Annotated in this window: 17 protein-coding genes; 5 read left to right on the top strand and 12 right to left on the bottom strand. The window is 74.1% G+C overall.

Annotated elements, in window-relative coordinates; genetic code table 11:
• Positions 1-53: 53 nt before the first annotated feature.
• A complete protein-coding gene (locus tag ACH4SE_RS28485) occupies positions 54-1319 on the top strand; it encodes an Ig-like domain-containing protein (protein ID WP_398546378.1) in 1266 nt (421 codons plus the stop codon).
• Here ACH4SE_RS28485 and ACH4SE_RS28490 read toward each other — a convergent pair.
• Both ACH4SE_RS28490 and xylB read right to left on the bottom strand, forming a co-directional pair.
• Complete coding sequence (locus tag ACH4SE_RS28490) at positions 1267-2448, bottom strand: ROK family protein (protein WP_398546379.1); 1182 nt, start codon at positions 2446-2448, stop codon at positions 1267-1269. The genes ACH4SE_RS28485 and ACH4SE_RS28490 overlap by 53 nt on opposite strands.
• Before the next feature lie 337 nt (positions 2449-2785).
• Positions 2786-4213: a xylulokinase gene (xylB, locus tag ACH4SE_RS28495; protein ID WP_398546356.1), complete on the bottom strand. Its 1428-nt coding sequence runs from the start codon at positions 4211-4213 to the stop codon at positions 2786-2788.
• A gap of 102 nt (positions 4214-4315) precedes the next feature.
• Here xylB and xylA point away from each other — a divergent pair, with 102 nt between their 5' ends.
• The gene (xylA, locus tag ACH4SE_RS28500; protein ID WP_398546357.1) at positions 4316-5494 is read left to right on the top strand and encodes a xylose isomerase; all 1179 of its coding nucleotides are present in this window, start codon (positions 4316-4318) and stop codon (positions 5492-5494) included.
• A 415-nt stretch (positions 5495-5909) separates the two neighbouring features.
• Positions 5910-6443, top strand: a complete 534-nt coding sequence (locus ACH4SE_RS28505) for an RICIN domain-containing protein (protein ID WP_398546358.1) — start codon at positions 5910-5912, stop codon at positions 6441-6443.
• Positions 6444-6486: 43 nt separating this feature from the next.
• Here the strand turns inward: ACH4SE_RS28505 and ACH4SE_RS28510 are convergent, their stop codons facing one another.
• Together ACH4SE_RS28510 and ACH4SE_RS28515 are read right to left on the bottom strand one after the other, a co-directional pair.
• Positions 6487-7395: a LysR family transcriptional regulator gene (locus tag ACH4SE_RS28510; protein WP_398546359.1), complete on the bottom strand. Its 909-nt coding sequence runs from the start codon at positions 7393-7395 to the stop codon at positions 6487-6489.
• Between the two features lie 88 nt (positions 7396-7483).
• Entirely contained in the window at positions 7484-8137 is a 654-nt protein-coding gene (locus tag ACH4SE_RS28515; protein ID WP_398546360.1) for a TetR/AcrR family transcriptional regulator, read from the bottom strand.
• 100 nt (positions 8138-8237) lie between these two features.
• Here ACH4SE_RS28515 and ACH4SE_RS28520 point away from each other — a divergent pair, with 100 nt between their 5' ends.
• A complete protein-coding gene (locus tag ACH4SE_RS28520) occupies positions 8238-8795 on the top strand; it encodes a hypothetical protein (RefSeq protein ID WP_398546361.1) in 558 nt (185 codons plus the stop codon).
• Between the two features lie 4 nt (positions 8796-8799).
• Here the strand turns inward: ACH4SE_RS28520 and ACH4SE_RS28525 are convergent, their stop codons facing one another.
• The 8 genes from ACH4SE_RS28525 to ACH4SE_RS28560 all read right to left on the bottom strand — a co-directional run bounded on the left by ACH4SE_RS28525 (position 8800) and on the right by ACH4SE_RS28560 (position 22819).
• Complete coding sequence (locus ACH4SE_RS28525; protein WP_398546362.1) at positions 8800-9954, bottom strand: diguanylate cyclase domain-containing protein; 1155 nt, start codon at positions 9952-9954, stop codon at positions 8800-8802.
• A gap of 558 nt (positions 9955-10512) precedes the next feature.
• Positions 10513-11325: an enoyl-CoA hydratase/isomerase family protein gene (locus tag ACH4SE_RS28530; RefSeq protein ID WP_398546363.1), complete on the bottom strand. Its 813-nt coding sequence runs from the start codon at positions 11323-11325 to the stop codon at positions 10513-10515.
• Between the two features lie 70 nt (positions 11326-11395).
• A complete protein-coding gene (locus ACH4SE_RS28535; RefSeq protein WP_398546364.1) occupies positions 11396-16867 on the bottom strand; it encodes an amino acid adenylation domain-containing protein in 5472 nt (1823 codons plus the stop codon).
• Complete coding sequence (locus tag ACH4SE_RS28540) at positions 16867-17985, bottom strand: 2-oxo acid dehydrogenase subunit E2 (protein WP_398546365.1); 1119 nt, start codon at positions 17983-17985, stop codon at positions 16867-16869. The genes ACH4SE_RS28535 and ACH4SE_RS28540 overlap by 1 nt, the downstream gene beginning before the upstream one ends.
• Entirely contained in the window at positions 17978-18958 is a 981-nt protein-coding gene (locus ACH4SE_RS28545) for an alpha-ketoacid dehydrogenase subunit beta (protein ID WP_398546366.1), read from the bottom strand. The genes ACH4SE_RS28540 and ACH4SE_RS28545 overlap by 8 nt, the downstream gene beginning before the upstream one ends.
• Positions 18955-19872, bottom strand: coding sequence for a thiamine pyrophosphate-dependent dehydrogenase E1 component subunit alpha (locus tag ACH4SE_RS28550; RefSeq protein WP_398546367.1), 918 nt, complete (start codon positions 19870-19872; stop codon positions 18955-18957). Before ACH4SE_RS28550 ends, ACH4SE_RS28545 begins: the two co-directional genes overlap by 4 nt.
• Entirely contained in the window at positions 19869-21320 is a 1452-nt protein-coding gene (locus tag ACH4SE_RS28555; RefSeq protein WP_398546368.1) for a condensation domain-containing protein, read from the bottom strand. Before ACH4SE_RS28555 ends, ACH4SE_RS28550 begins: the two co-directional genes overlap by 4 nt.
• Positions 21317-22819 carry a class I adenylate-forming enzyme family protein gene (locus ACH4SE_RS28560; protein WP_398546369.1) on the bottom strand — a complete coding sequence of 501 codons (1503 nt, stop codon included), beginning with the start codon at positions 22817-22819 and terminating at the stop codon, positions 21317-21319. The genes ACH4SE_RS28555 and ACH4SE_RS28560 overlap by 4 nt, the downstream gene beginning before the upstream one ends.
• A gap of 225 nt (positions 22820-23044) precedes the next feature.
• Here ACH4SE_RS28560 and ACH4SE_RS28565 point away from each other — a divergent pair.
• Positions 23045-26134 (top strand): amino acid adenylation domain-containing protein (locus ACH4SE_RS28565; protein ID WP_398546370.1); only part of this gene is annotated, 3090 nt, incomplete at its 3' end.

Below are 26134 nucleotides of genomic sequence, written 5' to 3' on the forward strand. Positions count from 1 at the left end.
CCAAGCACCGCAGGATCACCACCCGCCGCACCCTCGCGGCGGTCGCCGTGCTGATGGGCGGTGCCGTCGCCCTCACCGCGTGCAACAGCGGCGGCGGGGGCCACGCGGACGGTACGGCGTCCCCGGCCTCGTCCGCGACGTCCTCCGCGCCCACCCCCTCGACGTCCCCCTCGTCGACGAGCCAGGCCACCGAGGACGCGGCCGCGGCCAGGCACGCCTCCTCCGCGAAGATCACCATCACCCCGAAGAACGGCTCGACCGGCGCGAAGGTCAGCGGCGCGGTGAAGGTGACGGTCAGCGGCGGCACGCTGGGCAAGGTCACGATGCAGGCGACGTCCGGCGGCAAGGCCGTGGCCGGCAAGCTGTCGGCGGACAAGAAGACCTGGACGCAGAGCGGCACGCTCGCGCACAGCACCCGCTACACCGTCTCCGCGACCGCGAGCGACGCGCACGGCACCCCCACCACGTCGACCGCGACCTTCGCGACGGCCGCCGCGAAGCCGTCGACCTTCACCGGCTACTTCACGCCCGAGGACGGCTCGACCGTCGGCGTCGGCATGCCGGTGTCGATCAACTTCGACCACGCGATAGCCGCCGGCGACCGGGCCGGCGTGCAGCGCGCCGTCACCGTGACGTCCACGAGCCACCAGACGGTGGTCGGCCACTGGTTCAACGGCAAGCGGCTGGACCTGCGCCCGCAGAACTACTGGGTCGCCGGCACGCACGTGACCGTGACGATGAACTGGAAGGGTGTCGAGGGCGCCCCCGGCGTCCACGGCACGCAGCACAGGACCATCGGCTTCGACATCGGCCGCTCGCAGGTCTCGACCGTCGACACCCGGTCCCACATGATGACCGTCGTCCGCGACGGCCAGGTCGTCCGCACCCTCCCGATCTCCGCGGGCGGACCGGACCACACCACCTACGACGGCCAGATGGTCATCTCCGAGAAGCACGAGACGACCCGGATGAACGGCGCCACCGTCGGCTTCACCGACGACGACGGCAAGGGCGAGTACGACATCCCGGACGTGCCGCACGCCATGCGGCTCAGCAACTCCGGGACCTTCATCCACGGCAACTACTGGGGCGACCCGTCCGTCTTCGGCAACGCCAACACCAGCCACGGCTGCATCGGCATCGAGGACGTCAAGGGCGGCGGCGACCCCACCACCGACGCCGCGTGGTTCTACGACAACTCGCTGGTCGGCGACGTCGTCACGGTCGTCAACTCGCCGGACAAGGTCATCCAGCCCGGCAACGGGCTCAACGGCTGGAACATGACGTGGAGCCAGTGGGTGGCGGGCTCGGCTCTGTAAGGGCCCGCTCCGCGACCGTACGGATCCACGTCGCGGGGTCGTCCAGCACGGTACGCACCGAGCTGTAGGCGGCCCCGCGCAGCACGCCGTCCCGGCCCAGCCGGGAGATCACCACGTCCTGCGCCCGCCACCGGCGGTCCGTGACCCGCGCGGCCAGCTCGCGCCGCACACCCGGCAGCATCCAGGGCGCCAGCTCCGCGAGCGGGCCGCCCACCACCACCGCCTGCGGGTCCAGCAGGTTCACCGCGCCGCTCAGGGCTATGCCCAGGGCGGCGCCCGCCTCCTCCAGCGCCCGCAGCGCCGCCGGGTCGCCCGCGGCCGCCGCCGCCCTCAGGGCCGGCCCGCGCCCCGCGCTCACGCCCGCGGCCCGCAGCAGCGCCTCCTCACCGGCGTACGTCTCCAGGCATCCCGTCGCCCCGCACGAGCACGGCGGCCCCTCCGGGCGTACGGGCACGTGCCCCAGCTCGCCCGCGAAACCGCGCGCCCCGCGGAAGAGCCGGCCCTCCACGACCAGGGCGGCACCGATGCCGATCTCGGCGGAGACGTGCACGAAGTCCGCGAGGCCGCCGTCGTGGCCGCCGAGCCACAGCTCGGCAAGGGCGCCGAGGTTGGCCTCGTTCTCCACCGCGGTGGACGTCTGCGGGAAGGCCGCGGCGAGGGTCACGTCCTCCCAGCCGAGGTTGGGGGCGCGCAGGACGGTGCGGTGGTCGGGGCCGATGAGCCCGGGGACGGCGACGGTCGTCCGTACGGCCGTCAGGCCCGCCTCCGCCGACCGCGCCATGACCTCGTCGGTCAGCTCGGCCAGCTCCGCGAGCACGGCCTCGGCGGGGCGGCCGCGGTTGGCCGCGGGCCGCTCGGCACGGGCCCTGATCCGGCCGCGCAGGTCCACCGCGCACGCGGCGAGGTGGTCCACCCCGATCTCCGCGCCGATGCCCGCGGGGCCCGTCTCGGTCAGCGCCAGCACCGTGCCGGGGCGGCCGACCGTACCGGGGCGCTGCGCGCCCTGCTCCTCCAGCAGCCCGGCCGCGAGCAGCTCGTCCACGAGTGTCGACACGGTGGCCCGCGTCAGCCCGACCTCCGCGGCGACCGCGGCCCGCGTCACGTTCTCGCCCGCGGCGAGCGCCTTCATGACCAGCGCCATGTTCCGCCGGCGCAGCCCGGCCTGCGCGCCGGTGCCCTTCCCCACGGTCTCCTCCGGAGGTGCTCAGCTTCCACGTCCGGGCCGGTGCGGCCCGGGCCTGCTCTTCCCGTCTCCCCTCCAGCCCTCCGGGCTGCCCCTTCCTGTCCGTGCCGGGATCCCCCCGCCGTCATGGCTGGTCGCGCAGTTCCCCGCGCCCCTGATTGTCGCCGTCCTCCCCCAGCCCCCGGCCCCGAGGGGTCCGTTGCCGCGCGGGGCAAGCGTTTCCGGGGGCGCGGCCGGCCCGCAGCGCGCCCCGGGCGGCAGCCCGGAGCGCGCAGGGCCGGCCCTACCGCTGCGCGGCGGCCAGCGGCATGGCGGCCGCGAGCCGGGCACGCGTGCCCTCGTCCAGGGGCAGCGCGGCGTGCACGCGGCCGGCGGTCGTGTTCCAGCGGGCGGCGATCTCCGCGGGCGCCTCGCCCGTGAGTGCGGCGGCGGCCTGCACGGCCGCGCCCAGCGCGACGAGCTCGCCCGCGTCCGGCACCTGCACGGCGCGGCCGGACAGCCGCCGCACCGTCTCCAGCCACGCGGTGCCCCGCGAGCCGCCGCCGATGACCAGCAGCGGCTCGTCGGACGGGGCCCCGCCGTCCACGGCGAGCACCTCGTCCAGCGCGCCCAGCAGCGCGTAGACGGCGCCGTCGTAGGCCCCCTGGAGCACCTGCCCGGCGGTCGTGTCGTGCCGGAGCCCGCTGAGCAGCCCGGAGGCGTAGGGGAGGTTCGGGGTGCGTTCGCCGTCGAGGAAGGGCAGGAAGGCCACCGAGCCGCCGGGCTCGACGTCCTCGCGCTCGCGCCCGAGGAGCGCGGCGACCTTGTCGACGGCCAGCGTGCAGTTCAGGGTGCAGGCCAGCGGCAGCCAGCCGCCGTCCGCGGAGGCGAACCCGGCGACGACCCCGCTGGGGTCCGTCGGCCGCTGCCGCGAGACGGCGTAGACCGTCCCGGACGTGCCGAGGCTGAGCGCCGCGCGGCCCGGGGTGAGCCCGAGCCCCAGGGCGGCGGCCGCGTTGTCGCCGGTGCCGGGCGCGACGATCGCGCCCGCCCGCAGCGGCAGCCCGTCCCGCACCGTACCGGCCCTCTCGCCGGGCCCGAGGACGGTGGGCAGCAGTGCGGGCGCGAGCCCGAGGGAGCCGAGCAGCTCCTCGTCGTAGCTCTCGGTGTCCGAGCGCCACCACCCGGTGCCGGACGCGTCACCGCGGTCGGTGACCCCCGCGCCGGACAGCCGCTCGGTGAGGAAGTCGTGCGGCAGCCGCACCGCGCGGGCGGCCGCGGCCGCCTCCGGCTCGTGCTCGGCGAGCCACGCCCACTTGGTGACGGTGAAGCTCGCCCCCGGGACGGACCCGAAGCGCTGCGCCCAGTGCTCGGCCCCGTACTTCTCGACGAGTGCGGCGGCCTGCGGCGCGGACCGCACGTCGTTCCACAGCATCGCCGGCCGCACCGGCCGGCCCTCCGCGTCGAGGACGACGAGCCCGTGCTGCTGCCCGCCGACGGAGACGGCCTCCGCGCGCCCCGCCCATTCACCCGTCTGGCCCAGCGCGTCCTGGAGCGCCGTCCACCACACCTCGGGGTCGGTCTCCCGGCCCGCGCCGGTGCTGACGGTGTGCCGCGCCTGGCCGGAGGCCAGGACGGCGCCCGTCTCGACGTCCACGGCGAGCACCTTCGTGGATTGCGTGGAACTGTCGACTCCGAGGACTACCGCCCCGTGCGCCCCGTTCTGCCCCATGTGATTCCTGTCCCTTCCGGAGCCCGTCGCGAGCTGCCACTTCCCATCATCGGCCTCGCATACTAATTTGTTCAACAGTCTGACGAATAGGAGCGAGCCCTCATGACTTCCGAGACGAACCTCACCCCGGGGCCGGAGCACAAGTTCACCTTCGGCCTCTGGACGGTCGGCTGGCTGGGGCGCGACCCGTTCGGCGATGCCACCCGCGCCGCGATCGACCCGGTCGAGTCCGTCAACCGGCTCGCCGAGCTGGGCGCGTACGGTGTGACCTTCCACGACGACGACCTGATCCCCTTCGGGTCGTCCGACGCCGAGCGTGACGCGATCATCAAGCGCTTCCGCGCCGCCCTCGACACGACCGGCCTGGTCGTGCCGATGGCCACCACCAACCTCTTCACCCACCCCGTCTTCAAGGACGGCGGCTTCACCGCGAACGACCGCGACGTCCGCCGCTACGCGCTGCGCAAGACCATGCGCAACATCGACCTGGCCGTCGAGCTGGGCGCGAAGACGTACGTCGCCTGGGGCGGCCGCGAGGGCGCCGAGTCCGGCGCCGCCAAGGACGTCCGCGTGGCCCTCGACCGCTTCAAGGAGGCGTTCGACCTGCTCGGTGACTACGTCACGGAGAAGGGCTACGACATCCGCTTCGCCATCGAGCCGAAGCCGAACGAGCCGCGCGGCGACATCCTCCTGCCGACGATCGGCCACGCCCTGGCGTTCATCAACTCCCTGGAGCGCCCCGAGCTCGTCGGCCTCAACCCCGAGGTCGGCCACGAGCAGATGGCCGGGCTGAACTTCCCGCACGGCATCGCGCAGGCCCTGTGGCACGGCAAGCTCTTCCACATCGACCTCAACGGCCAGACCGGCATCAAGTACGACCAGGACCTGCGCTTCGGCGCCGGCGACCTGCGCTCGGCCTTCTGGCTGGTCGACCTGCTGGAGAACTCGGACTACGAGGGCCCGCGTCACTTCGACTTCAAGCCCCCGCGCACCGAGGACTACGACGGCGTCTGGGCCTCCGCGGCCGGCTGCATGCGCAACTACCTCATCCTGAAGGAGCGCGCCGCCGCCTTCCGCGCCGACCCGGCCGTCCAGGAGGCGCTGCGCGCCGCCCGCCTCGACGAGCTGGCCCAGCCGACCGTCGCCGAGGGCGAGGGCCTGGCCGGCCTGCTGGCCGACAAGTCCGCGTTCGAGGACTTCGACGTCGAGGCCGCCGCCGCCCGCGGCATGGCCTTCGAGCGCCTCGACCAGCTGGCGATGGACCACCTGCTGGGCGTCTGACCCTCCGCGGTTCACACGCTCCTCCAGGCTCGCGGGGTCCCGCGCGACCGGCCTTGTACGACGTCCTTGTCAACGTCGTCCCCCTTCCCGGGGGGCCGGTCCGCGGGGCCCCGCGCCCTTTTCCCCCGCCCCCGCCGGGTGAGCCCGGCGGGGCCGGTCGCCGCCGGGAAGGGCGCGTCCCCGTCCGCCGGGCCGGTGCGGCGTCGGCGTGCGGGGGCCGAAGGCCGACGTGCGTGCGTACGCGGCGGCGTCATAAGCGCGGGTGATCACGGACCGCGCGAAAGCGGCGTTGATCCCCTCCGGCCTGCGGGAGAAGGTGGGTCACGGCGCGTCCGGACACTCCTGGAGAACCACCGTCCGGACGCGCCGGACCACGTCAGGACCGCTCCGCGGTCCCGCAACCAACGGGGGAAAGATGCTCATCCGCCAAGCCCTGGCAGCGGCGGCCGCGACGGCGGCTCTCATCGGAGCCGGTCTGTTCACCGGCGCGTCGGCCGCCTCGGCCAGTGTCCTGCCCCCGGAAAGCTCACCCGGCGCGGTTCAGCTCGTCAACCAGAACAGCGGCAAGTGCCTGGAGGTCGCCGACTGGCGCACCGACAACGGCGCCCCGGTACGGCAGTGGGACTGCACGGGCGGCGCCAACCAGAAGTGGGTCCCGGCCGGCTTCTACTACGCCTGGAACACCTATGTGAACGTCTACAGCGGCAAGTGCCTGGAGATCGCGGACTGGCGCACCGACAACGGCGCCCCGGCCCGCCAGTGGGACTGCACCGGCGGCGCCAACCAGAAGTGGGCGATCTCGTCGAGCGGCGGGGACAGTACGTACGGCCTGCTCAAGAACTACAACAGCTACCGCTGCGTCGTCGTCCAGGGAGTCCAGAACGGGAACACCGCGTTCCAGTACGACTGCGACGACTGGTACGCCGACCAGATCTGGCACGCCGTGTGACCCCGGCCGCCGGGCGGCGCTGCGTGAGCAGGCCCGGGCCGGCTCACGCAGCGCTGTTCGCGCCGCCCGCGGGGAGCGGGCCCAGGTCGGCGGCCACGCGGGCCAGGGAACGGATGGCGTCGCCCTCGCTGTCCGTACGCCACACCATGGCGAAGGTCAGCGGGGGCAGGCCGTCGGCGGGGCGCCAGGCGATGTCGGGACGGGACCAGTAGGGGACGGAGTGCGCGGGGAAGAGGTGGAACACCTCCCCGTGGCTGATCAGGGACAGCAGCCGCTCCATGTCGGTGACCAGCGGCCCGCGTTCGATGAGCCGCCCGGCGGGGGTGTGCAGGGGGACGAGGGTGTTGCCCCAGTACGAGGGCATCCGGGCGCTCGTGATCGCGAAGTCGGCGAGCATCTCCACCTGAACCCGCTCCCGGCCGGCGAGTTCGTGGTCGACGGACACCGCGACGGCCCTGCCGTCCGCGAACAGCACCGGCCCGACGGTGAGATCGTCCTCCTCGACGGGCAGCCAGGTGACCAGGACGTCCAACTCGCCTTCCCGGAGCGCGGCGAAGGGATCGGTGAACGGGGCGTGCCGGAACTCCAGCGCGACGTCCGGGTGCCGGCGGCGGAACTCCCGCCAGTAGCCCCGCAGATAGTGGAGGTTCCCCGGGATCATGCCGACCCGCACGGTGTTGGCGAGCCGCCGCGTGGCGACGCGTGCCCGCTCCAGGCTCTCCCGCATGCTCGCGTAGACGGGCAGCAGGTCGTCCCGCAACTGCCGCCCCACGGGCGTCAGCCGGACGTCCCGCCGGTTGCACCGGTCGAAGAGCACCGCGTTCAGCCGCCGCTCCTGCTTGGCGATGGCCTGGCTGACCCGCGCCTGCGAGACGTACAGCCGTTCGGCGGCCCGCCCGAAGTGCAGTTCCTCTGCCAGGGCCAGGAAGATCTCGATGTCCCGCAGCTCCACGGCGCCACCCTTCCCGTCACCAGCCCGTGTCGGACGCGGACGGTACGGCAGTGCGCCAACAGCCGGCCAACAGCCGGCCCACAGCGCGCTACTCGCCGGGCGGCGCGCAGTCGATACCGGCGACCGGGGCGGGCGCCGGGGGCGCGGGGGCCTTGTCGCCGCCGCGCGCGGCGTGGATCCGCAGCAGGCCGTCGATGCCGCGCAGCAGGGTCTCCCCCGCCAGGACGGGGTCACCGAGGTAGCCCGCGCTCATCGCGCCGTCGCGGAGCATGACGAAGTGCCGTCCCGCGTGGTCGGCGGAGTCGGTCGCGATCTCGGCGAACAGCCCGGTGACCGTCTCCAGGAACCACGCGCGGTGCTGCACCACGGCACGGTGGACCGGATGGTCCGGATCCGGGTACTCCGCCGCCGCGTTGAGGAAGGCGCACCCGCGGTAGCCGGGTGAGCGGATCTGCTCGACGAGGGACGCGCCGATGCCCCGCAGGATCGCGTCGGGCGGGGCCTCCGCGGCCGTGAGGGTGCCGATCTGGGTGCGGATCGCGTGGTCGACGCTGCCGATGTAGGCGACCGCCAGGTCCTCCTTGCTGCGGAAGTGGCGGTAGAAGGTGGCGTTGGTGACCTTCGCCTCCGCCACCAGGCGGTCGACGCCCACGGTGTGGATGCCCTCGGCGTAGAAGAGCTGCCCGGCCGTGGCGAGCAGCCGCTCCCGCGCCTTCGACACTCTCCCGGTGGCTTTCGTCATGCCGCCCAGCTTAGCAGGGAGAACGTTCTCTCTTGTTTCCTCGGCGAGAGTGTGCCAGGCTCAAAAAAAGAGAGAACGTTCTACCTACGAGGAGCACGTCATGGCTTCCGCCGCCACCACCGCGCCCACGCCCGCGACCGGCCCCGCCGCCGCCCTGCGCAGGCTCTACGCCGCCCGGTTCGTCTTCGCCGCCGCCTGGGCGGCACTCCTGCTCGCGTCCGGCTCCGGCCTCAGCGCCCCGGCCAAGGTGCTGCTGATCGTCTACCCCGCCTTCGACGTCGCCGCCGCCGTCGCCGACGCGCGGTCGGCCCGGGGCACCGGCCCGGTCAAGGGCCTCTACGCGAACATGGCCGTCAGCGCGCTCGCCGCCGCCGGTCTCGCGATCGCCACCACCTCCGGGGTCGCCGCCGTCCTGCGCGTGTGGGCCGCGTGGGCGATCGTCTCCGGCCTCGTCCAGCTCCTCGTGGGCGTCGTCCGCCGACCGATGGGCGGCCAGTGGCCCATGATCGCCAGCGGCGGCATCTCCGTCCTGGCCGGGGCGTCCTTCCTTCGCAGCGCCGCCGGCGACGACCCGTCCCTCACCGCCCTCGCCGGGTACGCGGCCCTCGGCGGCGTCTTCTTCCTCGTCTCGGCGCTCCGGCTGCCCCGCAGGGGCTGAGCCCCTACGGGTGGTGGCCGCGGATGTGGCGGCGCTCGGTCGGGTCGGTGGGCGGCGGGGCGTCGGCCAGGTGGAGGACCGGATCCTCCGGGCCCTCGCGGCCGGCCACGACGGGGTACGCCGCCCGCAGGGCCTTCGCGCGGTACTGCGCCGCGTCCGCGAGCCGGAAGAGGCGGCGGGCGGAGCGCACCGGGCCGATCGGATCACCCGTGGAGGCGACACCGCAGGCCACGCCCTCCCCCACGTCGAGCTTGGCGGCCCGCAGGCACAGCTCGGTCGCCGCGTGGACGACGTCGTCCGCGGAGCTGCCCACCGCCACGATGCAGAACTCGTCACCTCCCAGCCGGGCCGCGAGGCTCCCCGGCAGCATCGCGCCGCACAGGCTCAGCAGCGAGCCGAACCGTTCCAGCAGCCGGTCGCCCACCGCGTGCCCCAGGCGGTCGTTGACCGTCTTCAGGCCGTTGAGGTCACACACCACCAGGCTGACCGGCACACCTTCCGCCCGGTGCCGCTCCAGCGCCTCGTCCAGCCGTACGTCCACCGCCCGCCGGTTGCCCAGGCCCGTCAGCGGATCGGTGAACGCCAGCCGCTGCACCTCCGCCAGCCGCTCCGTCTGGGCGATGCCCGAGGCCAGCACCGCGGCCAGCACCGTCGCGAAATCCGCGTCCGGCCGCGCGAAGGGCGGCTCCCCCACGCCGCGTGCCACGTAGATCTCGCCCCAGGCCCGGCCGTGCAGTACCAGCGGCGCGACCACGCAGCTCCCGCGGCCCCGGCGGCGCAGCGCCGCCGCCCTCCCCCACGAGCTGCCGCCGGGCGAGGCGCCCGTCCCCTCCGCCGTCTCCACCCACGCGTGCGGGGCGCCGCCCCGGGCCCAGCTGCCGTGCAGGAACTCGGCGATCTCGGGGAAATCGTGCACCGAATACGACTCGTCCGCGGGCTCCGGCTCCTCGCCCGGTGCGAGTTCCCCGTCGTTCACCAGCACCCGCAGGCGCCCCGTCTCCCGCTCCCACGCGGACACCGCCGCGAAGGAACCGCCCATCGCGCGGCGCGCCCCGCGCGCGCCCGCCCGGGCCGCTTCCTGCGGGGTCTGCGCCGTCGCCAGCGCCTGGGCCAGTTCGACGACCGCGGCGAGCCGTCCGTCGGCCGTCCCGTCCTCCATCTCCCCAGGCTAGAAAGCTTTTGCGCTCTCCGGGCGCCGAATACTCCGAACGGCCGTCCGCCCACCCCTCGGGCCTCCCCCCGACGGGGGCCGCCTCTCCCCGGCGGGGGCTGCCTTCCCCCCGCGGGGGGCTGGGGACACGTCGGCGGCTTCCCGCCGCGGGGGGTGCCCGCGCCCAGCGGCGCGGGTGTCTCCCACCCCCACCATCCGTGCAGGTGGTGGCGAAAACTTCTGTCGACCTGTGGGGCTGCACCACCGTCGGGGGCTGACCCGCCGTCCCTGAAACATCACCCCCACCGGCAGGCAGCCGCCAACGCAACGCCGGGAGGGGGACGATCCGGGGGTGCCCCCGCAGGAATGCGCACCCCGCCGGGGGCCGAACCCGGGAAGCGGCCAGACGCGCATTCCGAGGAGGTACCCCCGGAGTGGCACCCGACCCCACCCACCGAAGCAGAAGCGCGATGCCCCGCCGGGTAACACCAGGGGCGCGGGGAACGGCGCGACCGGCCACAGCGAACGGACGATCGCGACGCCCACCGCAAGCGGCAGCTCAGAGCGTCACACCCCCGGCCACTGCGGGGGCCGCTTCTCGTTGAACGCCGCCACCCCCTCCGCCCGGTCGCCGGAGAAGGCGACCGTGCGCCAGCCCGCGTCCTCGATGTCGAGTCCCGTACGGAGGTCGAGGCCGTGGCCCAGCCGCAGCGCCCGCTTGGCCGCCCTCAGCCCCACCGGCGAATGGGCGGCGATCCGGCCGGCCAGCGAGAGCGCGGCGTCCCGCGCGGACGTGCCCTCCTCCGCGAGGATCTCGGCCATGCCGAGGGACACCGCCTCGGCAGCGCCCACCCGGCGCGCCGTGAAGACGAGCTCGGCGGCACGCGCGGCGCCGACCCGGCGGGGAAGGAGCTGGGTGCCGCCCCCACCGGGGATGACGCCCACCGAGACCTCGGGGAGGCCGACCACCGCCGTGCCGTCCACCACGATGACGTCGCACGACAACGCGAGCTCGTACCCCCCGCCGAGCGCGTACCCGTGCACCGCCGCGACCGTCGGCACGGGCAGCTCCAGGACACCCGTGTAGGCGCCCCGCGCGATCGGCCGCTGGGCGAGCAGCTCCGCGTCCGAGAGGGAATTCCGCTCCTTCAGGTCGGCCCCGACGCAGAACGCCTTCTCGTTCGACGACGTCAGCACGACCACGCTCACGGACGTGTCGGCGGAGAGCGCCGCGCACGCCCCCGCGATGGACTCGGCCATCGCGGACGACACCGCGTTCATCGCCCGGGGCCGGTCCAGCACCAGCTCGGCGACCCGGGGGGCGGGCCGCTCGACCCGCACCCACTCGCCGTACCGCACCCCGTCGTCCTGCGCACCCATCGGACCGCCTCCCGGTTAACGACCGTGAACCCCCTCATCGTGCCACGAGGGTCCGACAGGCGGGACGGGGTCACCCGGCCGGTGCGGGCTCGCGCTCACCCGCCTCCGGAGCGGCCGGCGCGGAGACCGCCCGCGACTTCTCCGCCAGCGCCTCCACCCCCAGCAGGTCGTCCGGCAGGGCGTCCGGCATGTCCGTGTCGAACCGCGCCAGCCGCCGTGTCCGCAGCGCGCCGACGACGACCAGCGCCATGCCGGCCGAGCACAGCAGGAACATGAAGGCCACGCCACGGCCCGGTCCCGTACCGACGATGTGGCCCGCGCTGGACGCGAGGGCCCCGTGCTCGCTGAGCAGCCGGTTGAAGAGGTCGGAGCCGAGCGGCGCGACGAGGCCCATGCCGATGGGCAGCGTGGACCACGCGACCAGCGTGTTCAGGGCGAACACCCGACCGTGGTAGCGGTACGGCACCTTGAGCTGGACGATCGTCGTGTAGACGGAGTTCATGATCGTCAGGAAGAACGTCAGGGCGAACGCGCCCGCCCCGATGAGCCACAGCGACGGCCGCAGGCTGACGAGGAAGCCGCCGGCGGCCATGCACACCGTGGTGACCAGCACCCCGCGGAAGCGCTTGACGCGCGGCCCGCCCCACACGGCCATGGTCGTGCCGCCGAGCATGACCCCCAGCCCGCTGACGACCGAGACGCGGCCGACGTCGGCGAGCGTGCCGAAGGAGAGCACCAGCGGCGAGACGAGCAGCAGCAGCGGCGACATGAAGAGGTTGAGCACCGCGAAGAAGGTCAGGACGGAGCGCAGGCCGCGGTCGTTCCAGGTGTAGCTGAAGCCCTTGGCGATCTCCGTGGTGAGCGGCTCGCGCGGCCGCCACGGCAGGGTGTTCGGGAAGCGGACGAAGAGGACGACGGCGACGGCGAACGCGTAGCTGATGACGTCGATGAGGACGATGCCGTCCAGTCCGATGACGCTGAGCAGGCCCGCCGCGACGAGCGGGACGACGAGCTGCGCGACGCCGTTGGTCATCTGGGTGACGCCGATCGCGTGGCCCAGGTACTGCTTGGGCACGAGCTGCGGCACGGCGGAGCCGTAGGCGAGGCGCTGGAAGGTGGTACTGATCGACAGGGCCGTGACGAGCAGGTAGATCTGCCAGACGTGGATGCCGTCGGTGAGGATGAGCGCCCACAGGACCGCCTCGATGGCGCCGGAGGCGGCGTCGGCCCACAGCATGACGCGCCGCCGGTCGCCGCGGTCGACGATCGCGCCCGCGAGCGGCGAGATGATCAGCCCGGCGAGGTTGAGCACGGCGATGAGCGAGAACTGCGCGAGGGACTTGTTGTCCACGAGCACGGTGAGCGGCAGCGCCCAGCCGGTGAGCGCGGAGCCGATGAGGGAGATCTGCTGGCCGCTGGCGATGGTGAGGAAGCGGCCCATGCTGGGCCGCACACGGTCCGCGTCGGCCTTCAGGGCCTCCTCGGACTCCGGGGTGGCGACGTCCTCGACCCACCAGGTGTCGCCGTCCGCCCGCCGCGGCGGGTCGGGCAGCCGGGTGTGGGTGCGCAGCGCGGCGGCGACCTCCGCGGCGCGGTAGCGCAGGAAGAAGTGGCCGCCCTCGTCGAGGACGACGAGCGCCGCGGTGTCGGTGAAGGCGCGCCACTCCTTGAAGCGCTCCTCGTACATCTGCGTGGCGGGGTCGCGCTCGCCGATCAGCGAGACGATGGGGGCGCGGAGTCTGCGCCGGTCGGGCTGGTCGAAGAGCTTGGTGAAGTACTCCTCGGCGGCCTTGGAGTCGTGCCGCATCGTGCGGATGATGCGGTCGGCGACGGCCGGGTCGAGCTCGTCGAGGTCCACGCCGCGGGACTTGAGGGAGTCCAGGTCGCTCTGGCTGCTGCGCAGCCGCTCGAAGAACTCGGGGCGGGCCAGCCGCCGCCACATGCCCGCCGGTTTGGCGAAGGGGAAGATCGCGCCGATGTAGCAGGCCTCCAGTTCCCGCCCGGCGGCCTCGACGCGCCGCGACAGCTCGACGGCGAGCGCCGCGCCCACACCGCAGTGCCCGTAGATCACCAGCGGGCCCTCGATGGCGAGGATCTCCTCGGTCGTCCGGGCGGCCAGCTCGTCGAACTCCATCGGCTCCTCGTCGAGCCCGATGTCGTTGCCGGGAATGGACAGCGCGTACAGCGCCTCGTCCTTGGGGAGTTCGTCGGCGAGCGGCTGGTAGACGATCGCGCTGCCGGAGCCGTACGGGACGCACACGTACGTCACGCGGGTCTTCTTGCGGCGCGGGGTGAGGCGCTGGAGCAGGGCGCGCGGGCCCTCGGGGGCGGATTCGGAGGCGAAGTCGGCGAGTTCGGCGACGGTGCGGTGGGAGAACATGTCGACGAGGCCGACCGGCCGGCCCCCCGCGGGCAGCGCCGTACGGAGCTTGGCGACGACCTGGATGGCGAGCAGCGAGTGCCCGCCGAGGTCGAAGAAGTCGTCGTCCAGGCCGATACGTTCGGCCTCCAGGACCTCCGCCCACACCGCGGCGATGGTCCGCTCCACCTCGGTGGCGGGCTCGCGGTACTCCGCGGTGGTGACCTCCGGCTCGGGCAGCGCCTTGCGGTCGAGCTTGCCGTTCGGGGTGAGCGGCAGCGCGTCGAGGGCGACGACGTGCGAGGGCACCATGTAGTCGGGCAGGTAGCCGCGTACGGCGTCGCGTGCGTCGGCCGGGTCCTCGGGGCCGCCGACGAGATAGGCGACGAGCCGCTGGTCGGGGCTGACGACGACGGCGGCCTCGCGGGCGCCGGCCCTGTCGCGCAGGGCGGCCTCGATCTCGCCGAGTTCGATGCGCAGGCCGCGCAGCTTGACCTGGTTGTCGAGGCGGCCGAGGAATTCGACGGAGCCGTCCGGCAGCCGCCGTGCCGCGTCGCCGGTGCGGTAGCGGCCGCCGGTGAAGCGCTCGGCGGTCAGCTCGGGCCGCTTGTGGTAGCCGAGTGCGACGGCGACCCCGCCGATCGTCAACTCGCCCGGTACGCCCACGGGTACGGGCTCGCCGTGCTCGTCGAGGATGTCCAGGCGCACGTTCTGGATGGGGCTGCCGATGGGGACGCGGGCGCGGCCCTCCAGCTTCTGCGGCGTGCACTGCCAGGACGAGACGTCGATCGCGGCCTCGGTCGGCCCGTAGAGGTTGTGCAGTTCGGCGTCCGGCAGGGTGCGCAGGCAGCGGGCGGCGAGGTCGACGGGCAGCTCCTCGCCGGAGCAGATGACGCGGCGCAGCCCCGTGCACTCGGCGACAGAGTCGTCGGAGAGGAAGAGGCCGAGCATCGACGGCACGAAGTGCGCGGTGGTGATGCCCTGTCCGGCGATGAGCGTGCGCAGGTATCCGGGGTCGCGGTGGCCGCCGGGTTCGGCGAGCACCAGCCGGGCGCCCGAGATCAGCGGCCAGAAGAACTCCCACACGGACACGTCGAATCCGGCCGGGGTCTTCTGGAGCACGCTGTCGGCGGCCGTCAGCCCGTAGCGCTTCTGCATCCAGTCCAGGCGGTTGACGATGCCGCGGTGGCTGTTGGGCACGCCCTTGGGGCGGCCCGTGGAGCCCGAGGTGTAGATCATGTACGCGGCCGCGCCCGGCTCGCCCGCCGCCGGGAAGTCCGTGCCGGGCTGGTCCTGCCACACCGCCGGGTCGTCGAGGACGAGCACGGTCGCGCTGCTCGCGGCGAGCGCCTCGGCGGTGCCCGCGGTGTCGCCGAGGGCTCCCTGCGCGGTGCCGTCGAGCAGCCGCGCCTGGGTGAGGACGACCGGTGCCTCGGCGTCCTGGAGCATGAACTCCAGCCGCTCCGCGGGGTATTCGGGGTCGAGCGGGACGTACGCGGCGCCGGTCCGCAGGACGCCGAGCAGCGCCGCGGGCAGGTCGGGCGAGCGCTCCGCGCAGACGGCGACGAGCGAGCCGGGGCCGACGCCCTCGGCGGCGAGCCGGTGCGCGATCCGGTGCGCACGGGCGTCGAGCTCGGCGTAGCTGAGGGTGGTGTCGCCGAAGGTGACGGCGGGGGCGTCCGGGGTGCGGCGGACCTGGTCGGCGACCAGGCCGTGCAGGGTCGCGTCCGCGGGGAAGTCGGCGGCGGTGTCGTTCCAGCCGTCCAGCAGCTCGCGTTCGGCGTCGTCCAGCATCGGCAGGCGGCTCACGGAGGTGCCCGGCGCGTCCAGCGCGGCGCGCAGCAGCGTCTCCAGGTGCCCGGCCAGCCGTTCCACGGTCGCGGCGGTGAACAGGGACGTCTTGTAGGTGAAGGTGCAGGCCAGGCCGCCGTCCCCGGACGGCACGACGTACAGCTCCAGGTCGTGCCGCGAGGAGCCGGGGGTGAGCGGGAAGTCCGCGACCCTCAGCTGCGCGCCGGCGTCGTCGCCGGTCGCGGCGGGGAAGTCGTGCATCGAGAACAGCGCGTCGATGAGCGGCTGGCGGCTCGGGTCGCGCGGGACGTTCATCTCCTCGACCAGCCGGGCGAAGGAGAGTTCCTGGTGGTCGAGGGCGTCGATCACGACGTCGCGGGTGCGCGTGACCAGTTCGGTGAACGCCGGGTCGTCGGTCATGTCCGCGCGCAGCACGAGGGTGTTGACGAACATGCCGACGACGTTCTCGAACTCGGGCCGCGTCCGTCCGGCCACGGGGGTGCCGACGCCGAACTCCCGCTGCCCGGTGCAGCGGGCGAGCAGCGTCTCGAAGGCGGCGAGCACGACCATGAAGCGCGTGGCGCCGTGCTCGCGGCTCAACGCGTCCACACGGGCGGTCAGTGCGGCGTCCAGCAGGCGCACGGTCGAGGCGCCCTCGAAGCGCTGCCGGGCCGGCCGCGGCAGGTCGGTGGTCAGCTCCAGCCGGGGCAGGCCGGCCAGCTGCGGCAGCCAGTACGCGCTGTCGCGCTCCACGGTGCGCTCGCGCTGCCAGGCGGCGATGTCCCCGAAGCGCACGGCGGGCGCGGGCGCGGCCTCGCCCCGGTAGAGGGCGACGAGGTCGCGCACGAGCAGCTGGGCGGACTGCCCGTCGGCCACGAGGTGGTGCACGAGCAGGGCGAGGACGTGCTCGGGGTCGGCGTCCTCCGCCGTGTCCAGGCGCTCCACGAGCAGCGCCCGCAGCAGCGGGCCCTCCGCCGGGTCCAGGGGGACGGCGCACTCCTCGCCGATGAGCGCGAGCGTCTGCTCGTCGCTCGCCGCCTCCGCGCGGGCGAGCGGCACGGGCACCTCGTCGAGGACGTGCACGGCCGGGTGGCCCTCGTCGTCGGCGGGGAAGCGGTGCCGCAGGCTGTCGTGGCGGCGCGGGAGTTCGGCGAGCGCCGCCTCCAGCCGCGCGGCGTCCAGCGGCCCGCTCAGCCGTACGGCGAGCGCGATCGTGTACGTGCCCGTGCCGGGCATGTACTGCTCCATGAACCACAGGGGTTCCTGCGCGGGCGCGAGCAGCGGCGGCGCGTCCGCGGGCCGCACGGGGATGCCCTGTGCCTCGCGCTTGCCGCTGAGCCTGCGCCTGAGCAGTTCCCGCTTCGCCTCGGAGAGTTCGACGGCCGACGTCATCAGGCGAGCCTTTCCATGGAGGTCTTGAGCGCGTGCAGGAAGAGCGTCGCCTCGCGCCCGTTGATCAGCCGGTGGTCGTAGGCGAGCCCGATGTTCGCGGGCGAGCCGTCGGAGGGCGCCGTGACGGCGAGCGCGCACACCGTGCCGGGCAGGACGAACGGGACGGCGAGCACCACGTCGGCGTCCGTGTGCAGGGTGACGGTGAAGTTCGCGCCCGTGAGGTCGTGTTCGCGGAACGACCCGGTGGTCGCGGCGACCCGGAATTTCATGAGCCGCGTCGCGATCTCGCCGATCGACAGCCCGGCGGCGTCCCGGACGCAGGGCACGAACAGCCCCTCCCCGAGGTCGACGGTCACGCCGATGTGCGGGGCGTCCGCGAGCAGCGCCGTGCTGCCCTCGACGGAGGCGAAGAACCGCGGGAAGTCCGCGTGCAGCAGCGCCACCTCGCGGACGAACAGCTCGCCCGCCCCGACCGGTCGCCGCACCTCCCTCGTCACCCGCTTCGCGTAGGCGAGCGCGGGTCCGAGGTCCATCCGCACGACGGTGTAGGCGGCGGGGATCGTCCGGTGCGAGAGCTCGACGGCCCGCGCGACCCCGCGCTGCACACGCGGCAACTCCACGCGGGTCCCGCCGCTCCCGTCGTCCACCGCGGGCGGTGGCGCCGTTCCGCGCCCGGCCGCCACGGGGGCGGCCGCCGGTGCGCTCACGGCCGTGCCGCCGGGCCGCAGCGCCGCGACGTGCTCGCGCCGTACGACGGCCCGCCCGAGCGCCGCGACCTCCGCCGCGGTGACGCCCAGCTCGTCCATGAGCTGCCGCGCGGGCTGGGTGACGAGCTGCCCGGCGGCGTCCGCGCCCTGCGGGGAGGCCACGGCCGGCGCCGGCTCCGTGCCGTCGTCGATGGCGGCGATCCGCTCGCCCGGACGGCACACCGCGCCGGCCGCGAGGGCGTGGCGCAGGGGGCCGGAGGCCGTCGCCTCCAGTTCCTCCGCGGCCTTGGAGGTCTCCACGACCGCGACCGGGTCGCCCGCCGTGACGGGGGTGCCGTCGTCCACGAGCCAGTCCGTCAGGACGTATTCCGTGTCGTTGTTGTTGAGCTTGGGTACGAGCAGCTCAGCCACGCAGCGTCTCCAGGATCGTGCGGTGCACGCCCGCGGCGCCGACGAGCACGGCGCGTTCGAGGTGTGCGGCGGTGGGGATGGCGGAGTCGGCGGAGTGGACGAGGGTGACGGGCCCGTCGAGGCGCGACCACAGGCGGCGGTGCAGCACGTGCGCGACCTCGGCCCCCCACGTGCCGCCCGCGGTGCCCTCCTCGACGACGAAGATCCTCCGGACGGCGGGGAGCCGGAGGTCGTCCGCGTCGAAGGGGTAGAGCCGGGAGGGGACGAGCAGCGTGCAGGCGATGTCCTCCTCCACGAGGAGGGTGCGCATGGCCTCCAGCACGCGGTGGGCGACACCGCCGCCCGCGATGACCACGCAGTCGGGGCGTTCGCCGGGCAGGCTCACCTCCGCGGTGCCGCCGTCGCGTTCGGCGAGGACGAAGGGCGGCTCGACCTCGTACATCCGCTTCGTGTAGAGGACCTTGTCCTCGAACAGCACGCCGGGCTCGCCGCGTTCGAGCATCTCGGCGAGGACGGCGGCGCTGTCGCGGAAGGGCGATGCCTCGTACAGCGCGAGGTTCGGAACGCCCACGAAGTGCTTCTGGAGGCTCTGGCTGTGGGTCGGTCCGTAGCCGCGGCCGCCGCCGACCGGGCAGCGCAGCACCATCCGCACGGGCACCGTGGAGCCGTACATGGACACCGACTTGGCGGCGAAGTTCACCAGCTGGTCGAAGGCCAGGGCGGTGAAGTCGCCGAACATCATCTCGACGATCGCGCTGTCCCCGGCGAGCGCGAGCCCGGCGGCGACGCCCGTGATGGCGTTCTCGCTGATGGGCGTGGACAGCACGCGGTCGGGGAAGCGGGTGGACAGCCCCCGGGTGATCTTGAAGGCGCCGCCGTACGGGTCGGCCACGTCCTCGCCGAGCACGTGGAGTTCGGGGCGGCGCTCCATGAGGCCGTGCAGCGCGGCGTTCAGGTTCTCGGCGACCCTCATGCCGGCTCCCTCCCGGCGACGTCCTCGGCGACGGCGTCGACACGGGCGCGGGCCGCGGTGTCCAGGCGCGCGAAGCGCTCGGGGTCGGCGGCGGCGAGCCGCGGGTACCAGTCGGCGGCGCGCGCGGCGGCGATCTCGTCGGCGCCGCGGGTGTCGTCGCCCTTGCTGTGCGGGCCGAGCCGGTGGGTCACGAACTCCGCGACGAGCGGGCGCCCTTGGCGTACGGCTTCGACAGCGGGGGCGAGCAGCGCGCGGATCCCGTGCAGGTCGGTGGAGGCGGTGCGCACGTGGTCGACGCCGAAGGCCGCGGCGCGCCCGGCGATCGTGCCGGCCATGGTGCGCACGGTCGGGGTGGACTGGGCGATGCCGTTGTTCTCGACGACGACGAGCAGCGGCAGTTGCCAGAGCGCGGCGAGGTTGAGCGCCTCGTAGACCCCGCCCTCGCCCCAGGTGCCGTCGCCGATGTAGACGCAGGCCAGCGCGCCGGGTTCGGTGCGCTTCAGGTGCAGGGCGACCCCGCAGGCGACGGGCAGGGACTCGCCCTGCACGCCGGTCGACAGGTAGCGGTCGCGCCTGATGTGCTGGCTGCCGCCGACTCCCCCGCACACCGCGCCGCGGCGGCCCATGATCTCCGCGAGCAGGCCCTCGGGGTCGCGGTGCCGGGCGAGGTAGTGGCCGTGGCCGCGGTGGTTGCTGAAGACGTGGTCGGCGGGTCCGAGCAGCGCGTCGAGCGCGACGGGCACGTACTCCTGGCCGAGGCAGGTGTGGGTGGTGCCGTTGAGCATGCCGCGGTCGAAGAGGTCGAGGAGCTTGAGCTCGAAGGCGCGGATGGTGAGCATCTGCGTCAGGTCGTCGTCGGAGGGGAGGTCACCCCCCGTGTGGGAGCGCTCCCAGAGAGCGCTGGACACGGTCACCGGCGGATCACCGCGACCACGCCCGCGACGGTGGAGTTGTCGAAGAAGTCGTCCAGCCCGATCTCCACCCCCAGCTGCTGCTGCATGCGGGCGATGATCTGGGTGATCGTGAGCGAGTGGCCGCCGAGGTCGAAGATGTCGTCGTGCAGGCCGATCGGCGCCATGTCGAGCACCTGCTCCCAGATCTCCCTGACCTGCGCGACCAGCGGATCGCCCGCGGCGGGCCCGTCGTCGTCCCGGAGGGCGGCGGGGGCGTCGTCCGCCTCCTCCTCGGGCAGCACGACCGGGGCGGTGAAGTCGACGAGGTCGGCGAGCCGTTGCCGCGGGTCGCGGCCGACCGCGGTGAGCAGCCGCGTCAGGTCGTCCGCGAACCGCCCGGCGGAGGGCAGTTCGAGCGGGTCGTGGCGCAGGCTCGCGACCGCGCCCGACGGACCGTGCGCGACCTGGAGCTGGAGCGCGCCGCGCACGCTGTGGTTGAAGGCGAGCCACTGCACGTCGCCGAGCGGGCTGCGGGTGTCCGGCAGCCGCCGGTAGCTGATCGACACCGGGGCGAGCGCTGCGTGCGGCCGCAGGCCCGGCACCGCGCGGGCGAGCGGCACCTCGCGGAAGCGGTAGATCCCGCGCAGCTCCTCGCGCAGCCCCGCGGCGAAGTCCGCGAAGACCTGCTGCCCGGAGGGCCGCGAGAACAGCGGGAGTTCGTTGACGTACGCGCCGATGTGCGCCGCCTCCGCCTCGGTCCGGGTGGTGAGGTCGAGGGCGGTGACGACCTCGGCGTTGCCGTACGAGGCCAGCAGCACGTGCACCGCGGCCACCAGCACCTCGAAGGAGGTCAGGCCGTCGAGGCGGGGCAGCGGCAGCGGCGTCTCCAGCACGTCCGCGTCGGCGGCGCCGCGTGAGCGCAGCGAGCCGCCGGGTACGGCGGTGACGGCGGGCTCGTACCACCGGCCGGCCCAGAAGTCGGCGGCCTGCGGGAGGAGCCCGGCGACGCGCTCGCGCTGGGCGGCGGCGTGGTCGGCGTGTTCCAGCTCGGCCGGGATGCCGCCCTCGTAGTACGTGGCGAGGTCGGCGACCAGCACGTCCTTGGAGGCCCCGTCGAAGACCAGGTGGTGTGCGACGACCACCAGCGTGTCACCGCCGACCAGCACGAAGCGCACCAGCGGGCCGTTGTGCAGGTCGAAGGGGCGCGTCACGGCCTCCGTGACGGTGCCGGCCTCCTCCAGCACGGGCAGCTGCGCGGCCGGGACGAGCGCCGGGTCGCCGTCGTCGGCGCTCAGTGCGCAGCCGAGCAGCGGGTGGCGTTCGACGACCGCGTGGCAGGCCTTGGCGAGAGCGCCGCGGTCGACGGCGCCGTCCAGGGAGATGACGACCGGCATGTGGTAGGCGGTGGCGGCGCCCATGCGCGCGGCGATCCACATTCCGTGCTGGGTGAAGGAGAGTTGGCGCTTCATCGGACGACCTCTCGCAGGGCGCGTTTGTCCACCTTGCCGCCGTGGTTGCGCGGCAGGGCGTCGAGCGTGATCAGGTGGTGCGGCTGTTCGTGGGACGCCAGCCGGGACTTGAGGAAGGCGCGCAGACCGGTGTGGTCGGCGGTGCCGACGACGGCGACGGCGACCGCGGTGCCGAGCGCGGGGTGCGGCACCCCGAAGGCGGCGGCCTCGACGACGTCCGGGTGCTCGTAGACGGCCTCCTCGACGTGCAGCGTGGAGACCTTGTGCGCACCGGACTTGACGACGTCGCTCTCCCGGTCGACCAGGTAGAGGTAGCCGTCCGCGTCGAGGTAGCCGAGGTCGCCCATGCGCACCCAGCCGTCGCGGAAGACGCCCGCGGAGGCGGCCGCGTCGCCGTAGTAACTGCGGCTGGCGGTGGGCGAGCGCATCCACACCTCGCCGGTCTCGCCCGCGGGAAGCGGCTCGCCCTCGGCGGTGGCCACGCGGACGTCCCCGGCGGAGGCCGGGCGGCCGACGCTGGAGGGGCGGCCGGAGTTGTAGAGCATCACCGTCTGGGCGGGCGCGGCCTCGGTCGAGGTGTAGTAGTTGGCGATCGTCGCGCGCGGGAAGGCCGTGGCGAGCTCGCCGGCGATCCGCGCGGGCAGCGGCGCCGCCGCCGAGCCCAGCAGCAGCACGCTGGACAGGTCGGCCTTCAGGTGGGCGCCGCTGGCGAGCAGTTCGATGGCCATGGTGGGGACGAGGAAGACGGTGCCCGCGCGGTGCTCCTCGATCATGCGGGCGAAGCGGCCGGGCGTGAAGCGGCCGAGGGTGACCACGGTGGGGTGCGCGCCGACGGCGTTGGCGAGCATCCACTGCCCGGCCTGCGTGCCGATCGGGAAGGCGTGCGCGAGCGTCTCGGAGTGCGTGAAGGGCTTGCGGCGGCCGCCCCAGCCGTGGCCGAGGTTGGCGTGGCTGGCGGCAACGCCCTTGGGACGGCCGGTCGTTCCGGAGGTGTAGAGGATCTGGGCCAGGTCACCGGGCGCCGGGGGTGCGAGGTCCGTGCCCGGCTCCGGCTCCGCCTCGGGCAGTTCACCGGCGCGCAGTACGAGGGCGGCGCCGCAGTGCGCGAGCCGGGCGTCGACGTCCGCGGCGCCCAGCTGGTCGGACAGCGGGACGGCGACGGCACGGGCCTTGAGGGTGCCGAGGAAGGCGACCGCGTAGTCGAGCCAGTCGGCGTTGCCGAAGACGAGTCCGACACGGTCCCCGGGGGTGATGCCGCGGCGCAGCAGGCCTGCGGCGACAGCGTCGGAGCGGCGCCACCAGCTTTCGAAAGTAAGGTTTCCTGCTCCCGCAACTTTCATTGCCGGACGATCGGCTTCCGCTGCCGCGCGAGAACGCAGCAATTCGGAAAGGATCGTACTCACGTGCTGATCCCCCTGTGCCAAAACCGGTGCATACCCGGCCAATTGACGGGATCGACGCCGCGGTGCGGCGAAGCGCATCCCCCGAAATACGCTCATTGACTGAGCGGGCCTCACCCTGGCATCGTCACCCAGAACCGTCAACCCTCGACAATGTGTCGGCCGAGTTTACGAAATTCACCGCCGCCGCATCAGTCACAGCCGCCCCGAGTCCGCCATCCCGCAGGCCTCCCCCGCAGCTGCCCCCACGGACACGCACCGCTTCCGCCCTGCCGGCGTACCCGCCCGCGTACACGCACCGCCGCACAGCACGTGGAGAGACCTGTGAAGACCGGACCGCTCTCGTTCGGGCAGCAGAGACTGTGGTTCCTGCACCAGTTCGACCCGAAGGACCCTTCGCACAACACCGGTTACGCCTACCGGCTGCGCGGTGCGCTGGACGTTGCGAAGCTGGAGGCGGCCTTCACCGCGGTGGTCGCCCGGCACGGGGCGCTGCGCACCCGCTTCACCGGCGAGGGCGGTGAGCCGAGGGCGGTCGTCGAGGACCCGCGCCCGGTGCGCATCGAGGTGACGGCGGCGGAGTCGGCCGAGCACGCCGAGCGCATCGTCTCCGCGCGCGCCCACACGCCCTTCGACCTCACCGCCGGGCCGCCGCTGCGCGTCACCCTGGTGCGGCTCGGGCCCGGCGACCACGTCCTGTGCGCGGTCACGCACCACATCAACAGCGACGGCTGGTCCTTCAACGTGCTGCGCGACGAGGTCGCCGCCCACTACTCCGGACAGCCGCTGCCCGCGGCACCCCTGCAGTACGCCGACGTGGTCGCCGCCGCGGGCGCCCCGGCCGACCCCGCCTGGTGGGTGGAGCGGCTGGCGGGGGCGCCGGACCTGGAGCTGCCGACCGACCGGCCGCGTCCCGCCGAGCGCAGCGCCGACGGCGCGGAGGTCCGCTTCACGGTGGAGAAGGAACAGGCCGACGCCGTACGGTCCTTGGCCCGGAAGCTGCGCTGCACGCCGTACATGGTGCTGCTGGCGGCGTATCAGGTGCTGCTCGCGCGGCACAGCGGGCAGAGCGACTTCTGCGTCGGGACCCCGGCGGCGGGCCGGGGGCGGCCCGAGCTGGAGGGTGTCGTCGGTTACCTGTCGACGACGATGGTGCTGCGCTGCGACCTGGGCGGCGACCCGGCCTTCGCCGACGTGGTCCGTGCGACCCGGCGCAGCGTCCTGTCCGGACTCGCCCACCCCGAGGTGCCGTTCGAGCAGCTCGTCGGCGCGCTCGGCGTCGCGCGGGACCTGAGCCGCACACCGGTCTACCAGGCGCTCTTCGCCCTGCACACGCACGGCACGGTGGCCGAGCCCCTCCCGGGCCTGGACGCCGAGCCCTTCCCCTTCGGCTGGCACGCCGCCCGCACCGACCTGACCCTCGACCTCTACGAGCAGCCTGACGGCAGCATCGCCGGCATCCTCATCCACAGCACCGACCTCTTCGACGGCTCCACCGCCGAGCGCATGGCCGCGCGCTTCCTCCGCCTCCTGGACTCCGCCACGAGCGCACCCGACCTGCCGGTGAGTGGGCTGGAGTTGCTGCCGGTGGCGGAGCGGGAGCTGCTGGCGTCGTGGGACGGTCCGGTGGTGGAGCTGCCGCCGGTGACGCTGGTGGACCTGGTGCTGGCGCAGGCGCAGGCGTCACCGGACGCGGTCGCGGTGGTGGCCGGTACGACCGTGCTGACCTACCGCCAACTGGTGGCGGCGGCGTCCCGGCTGGGCGCGGACCTGCGGGAGCGGGGGGCCGGGCGCGGTGCGCGGGTGGCGGTGGTCAGCTCGCGGCGGGCGCAGATGCTGGTGGCGCTGCTGGGGGTGGCGATGTCGGGGGCCGGTTACGTACCGGTCGATCCGGAGTACCCGCGGGCGCGGATCGACTACGTGGTCGGGGACTGCGGGGCCGCGCTGGTGCTGACCGACGCCGACCTGGACACCGTCCTCGACAACCCCGACAACCCCGACGGGGTGGTGGTGGGGCTGCCGCGTCCGGAGCCGTGCGACACCGCCTACGTCCTGTACACCTCCGGGTCGACGGGCCGCCCGAAGGGTGTGGTGGTCCCGCACCGCGCGCTGGTCAACTTCCTGCTGGCGATGCGTTCCCTGGTCGCCTCGACGGCCGGGGACCGGTGGCTGGCGCTGACGTCGCTGTCGTTCGACATCAGTGCGCTGGAGCTGTACCTGCCGCTGGTCACCGGGGGCCGGGTGGTCGTCGCCGACGCCGCGACCGCCCGGGACACGGCCGCGCTGTGCGCGCTGGTGCGGGAGGAGGGCGTCACCCATGTGCAGGCCACCCCGTCGGGCTGGCGGCTGCTCCTGGCCGGTGACCTGCCCGCGGTCACCGCGCTGTGCGGCGGCGAGCCGCTGCCCCCCGCGCTGGCCGCCGGGCTGCGGGCGCGGGTGGCCCGGCTGCTGAACATGTACGGGCCGACGGAGACCACCATCTGGTCGACCGCGTGGGAGGTTCCCGAGCAGCCCGGGCGTGTCACCATCGGCACGCCGATCGCGAACACCACCGTCCGCGTGCTGACCGCCGACGGTGCCCCCGCGCCGGTGGGGGTGCCCGGTGAGCTGCTGATCGGCGGCGCGGGCCTGGCCGACGGCTACCACGGCCGTCCCGCCCTGACCGCCGAGCGCTTCACCACCGTGCACGGGCAGCGCCTCTACCGCACCGGCGACATCGTGCGGCGGCTGCCCGACGGCACCCTGGAATACCACGGCCGTACCGACGACCAGCTCAAACTGCGCGGCCACCGCATCGAGCCCGGCGAGATCGCCGCCGCCCTGGAGACCCACCCCGGCATCCGCCAGGCCGTCGTCACCGTCCACGACGAGAACCTCACCGCCCACTACGTCCCCCACCCCGCCCCGCCGGCACCCGAACCCGGCGAGCTGAGGACCCACCTGGCCGCCCTCCTGCCCGGCTACATGATCCCCACCCACTACCTCCCCCTCACCACCCTCCCCCTCACCCCCAACGGCAAGATCGACCGCAAAGCCCTCCCCCACCCCGGCGCCGGGCAGCGCCCGGCGGGGAAGGGCCGCGCGCCGCGGACCGCGGCGGAGGAGCTCGTCGCGGCGATCTACGCCGAGGTCCTCGACCTCGCCGAAGAGGTCTGCGCGGACGACGACTTCTTCGCGCTGGGCGGTCACTCCCTGCGCGCCGCCATGCTCACCTCACGGCTCAACGCCCGCAGCGGGGCGGCGATCCCGGTCGGCGACGTCTTCCGGCACCCGGTCGTCGCCGACCTCGCGCGGCTCGTCGAAGCCGCTTCGCCCGGCACCGTCTCCGGGCCGGTGCCGCGGCCGGTGGGGGTGCAGCCGCCGCTGTCACCGGCGCAGGAACGCCTGTGGTTCATGCACCGCCTCGACCCGCAC

The organism is Streptomyces sp. NPDC020983 (assembly GCF_044333485.1).
Taxonomy (GTDB): Bacteria; Actinomycetota; Actinomycetes; order Streptomycetales; family Streptomycetaceae; genus Actinacidiphila.

What these genes read in the sequence shown, in the direction of transcription:
- ACH4SE_RS28485 (WP_398546378.1), top strand. Translation starts at nt 54, where the DNA reads ATGGGCGGTGCCGTCGCCCTCACCGCGTGCAACAGCGGCGGCGGGGGC.
- ACH4SE_RS28490 (WP_398546379.1), bottom strand. Translation starts at nt 2,448, where the DNA reads ATGAAGGCGCTCGCCGCGGGCGAGAACGTGACGCGGGCCGCGGTCGCC.
- xylB (WP_398546356.1), bottom strand. Translation starts at nt 4,213, where the DNA reads ATGGGGCAGAACGGGGCGCACGGGGCGGTAGTCCTCGGAGTCGACAGT.
- xylA (WP_398546357.1), top strand. Translation starts at nt 4,316, where the DNA reads ATGACTTCCGAGACGAACCTCACCCCGGGGCCGGAGCACAAGTTCACC.
- ACH4SE_RS28505 (WP_398546358.1), top strand. Translation starts at nt 5,910, where the DNA reads ATGCTCATCCGCCAAGCCCTGGCAGCGGCGGCCGCGACGGCGGCTCTC.
- ACH4SE_RS28515 (WP_398546360.1), bottom strand. Translation starts at nt 8,137, where the DNA reads ATGACGAAAGCCACCGGGAGAGTGTCGAAGGCGCGGGAGCGGCTGCTC.
- ACH4SE_RS28520 (WP_398546361.1), top strand. Translation starts at nt 8,238, where the DNA reads ATGGCTTCCGCCGCCACCACCGCGCCCACGCCCGCGACCGGCCCCGCC.
- ACH4SE_RS28525 (WP_398546362.1), bottom strand. Translation starts at nt 9,954, where the DNA reads ATGGAGGACGGGACGGCCGACGGACGGCTCGCCGCGGTCGTCGAACTG.
- ACH4SE_RS28530 (WP_398546363.1), bottom strand. Translation starts at nt 11,325, where the DNA reads ATGGGTGCGCAGGACGACGGGGTGCGGTACGGCGAGTGGGTGCGGGTC.
- ACH4SE_RS28535 (WP_398546364.1), bottom strand. Translation starts at nt 16,867, where the DNA reads ATGACGTCGGCCGTCGAACTCTCCGAGGCGAAGCGGGAACTGCTCAGG.
- ACH4SE_RS28545 (WP_398546366.1), bottom strand. Translation starts at nt 18,958, where the DNA reads ATGAGGGTCGCCGAGAACCTGAACGCCGCGCTGCACGGCCTCATGGAG.
- ACH4SE_RS28555 (WP_398546368.1), bottom strand. Translation starts at nt 21,320, where the DNA reads ATGAAGCGCCAACTCTCCTTCACCCAGCACGGAATGTGGATCGCCGCG.
- ACH4SE_RS28560 (WP_398546369.1), bottom strand. Translation starts at nt 22,819, where the DNA reads ATGAGCGTATTTCGGGGGATGCGCTTCGCCGCACCGCGGCGTCGATCC.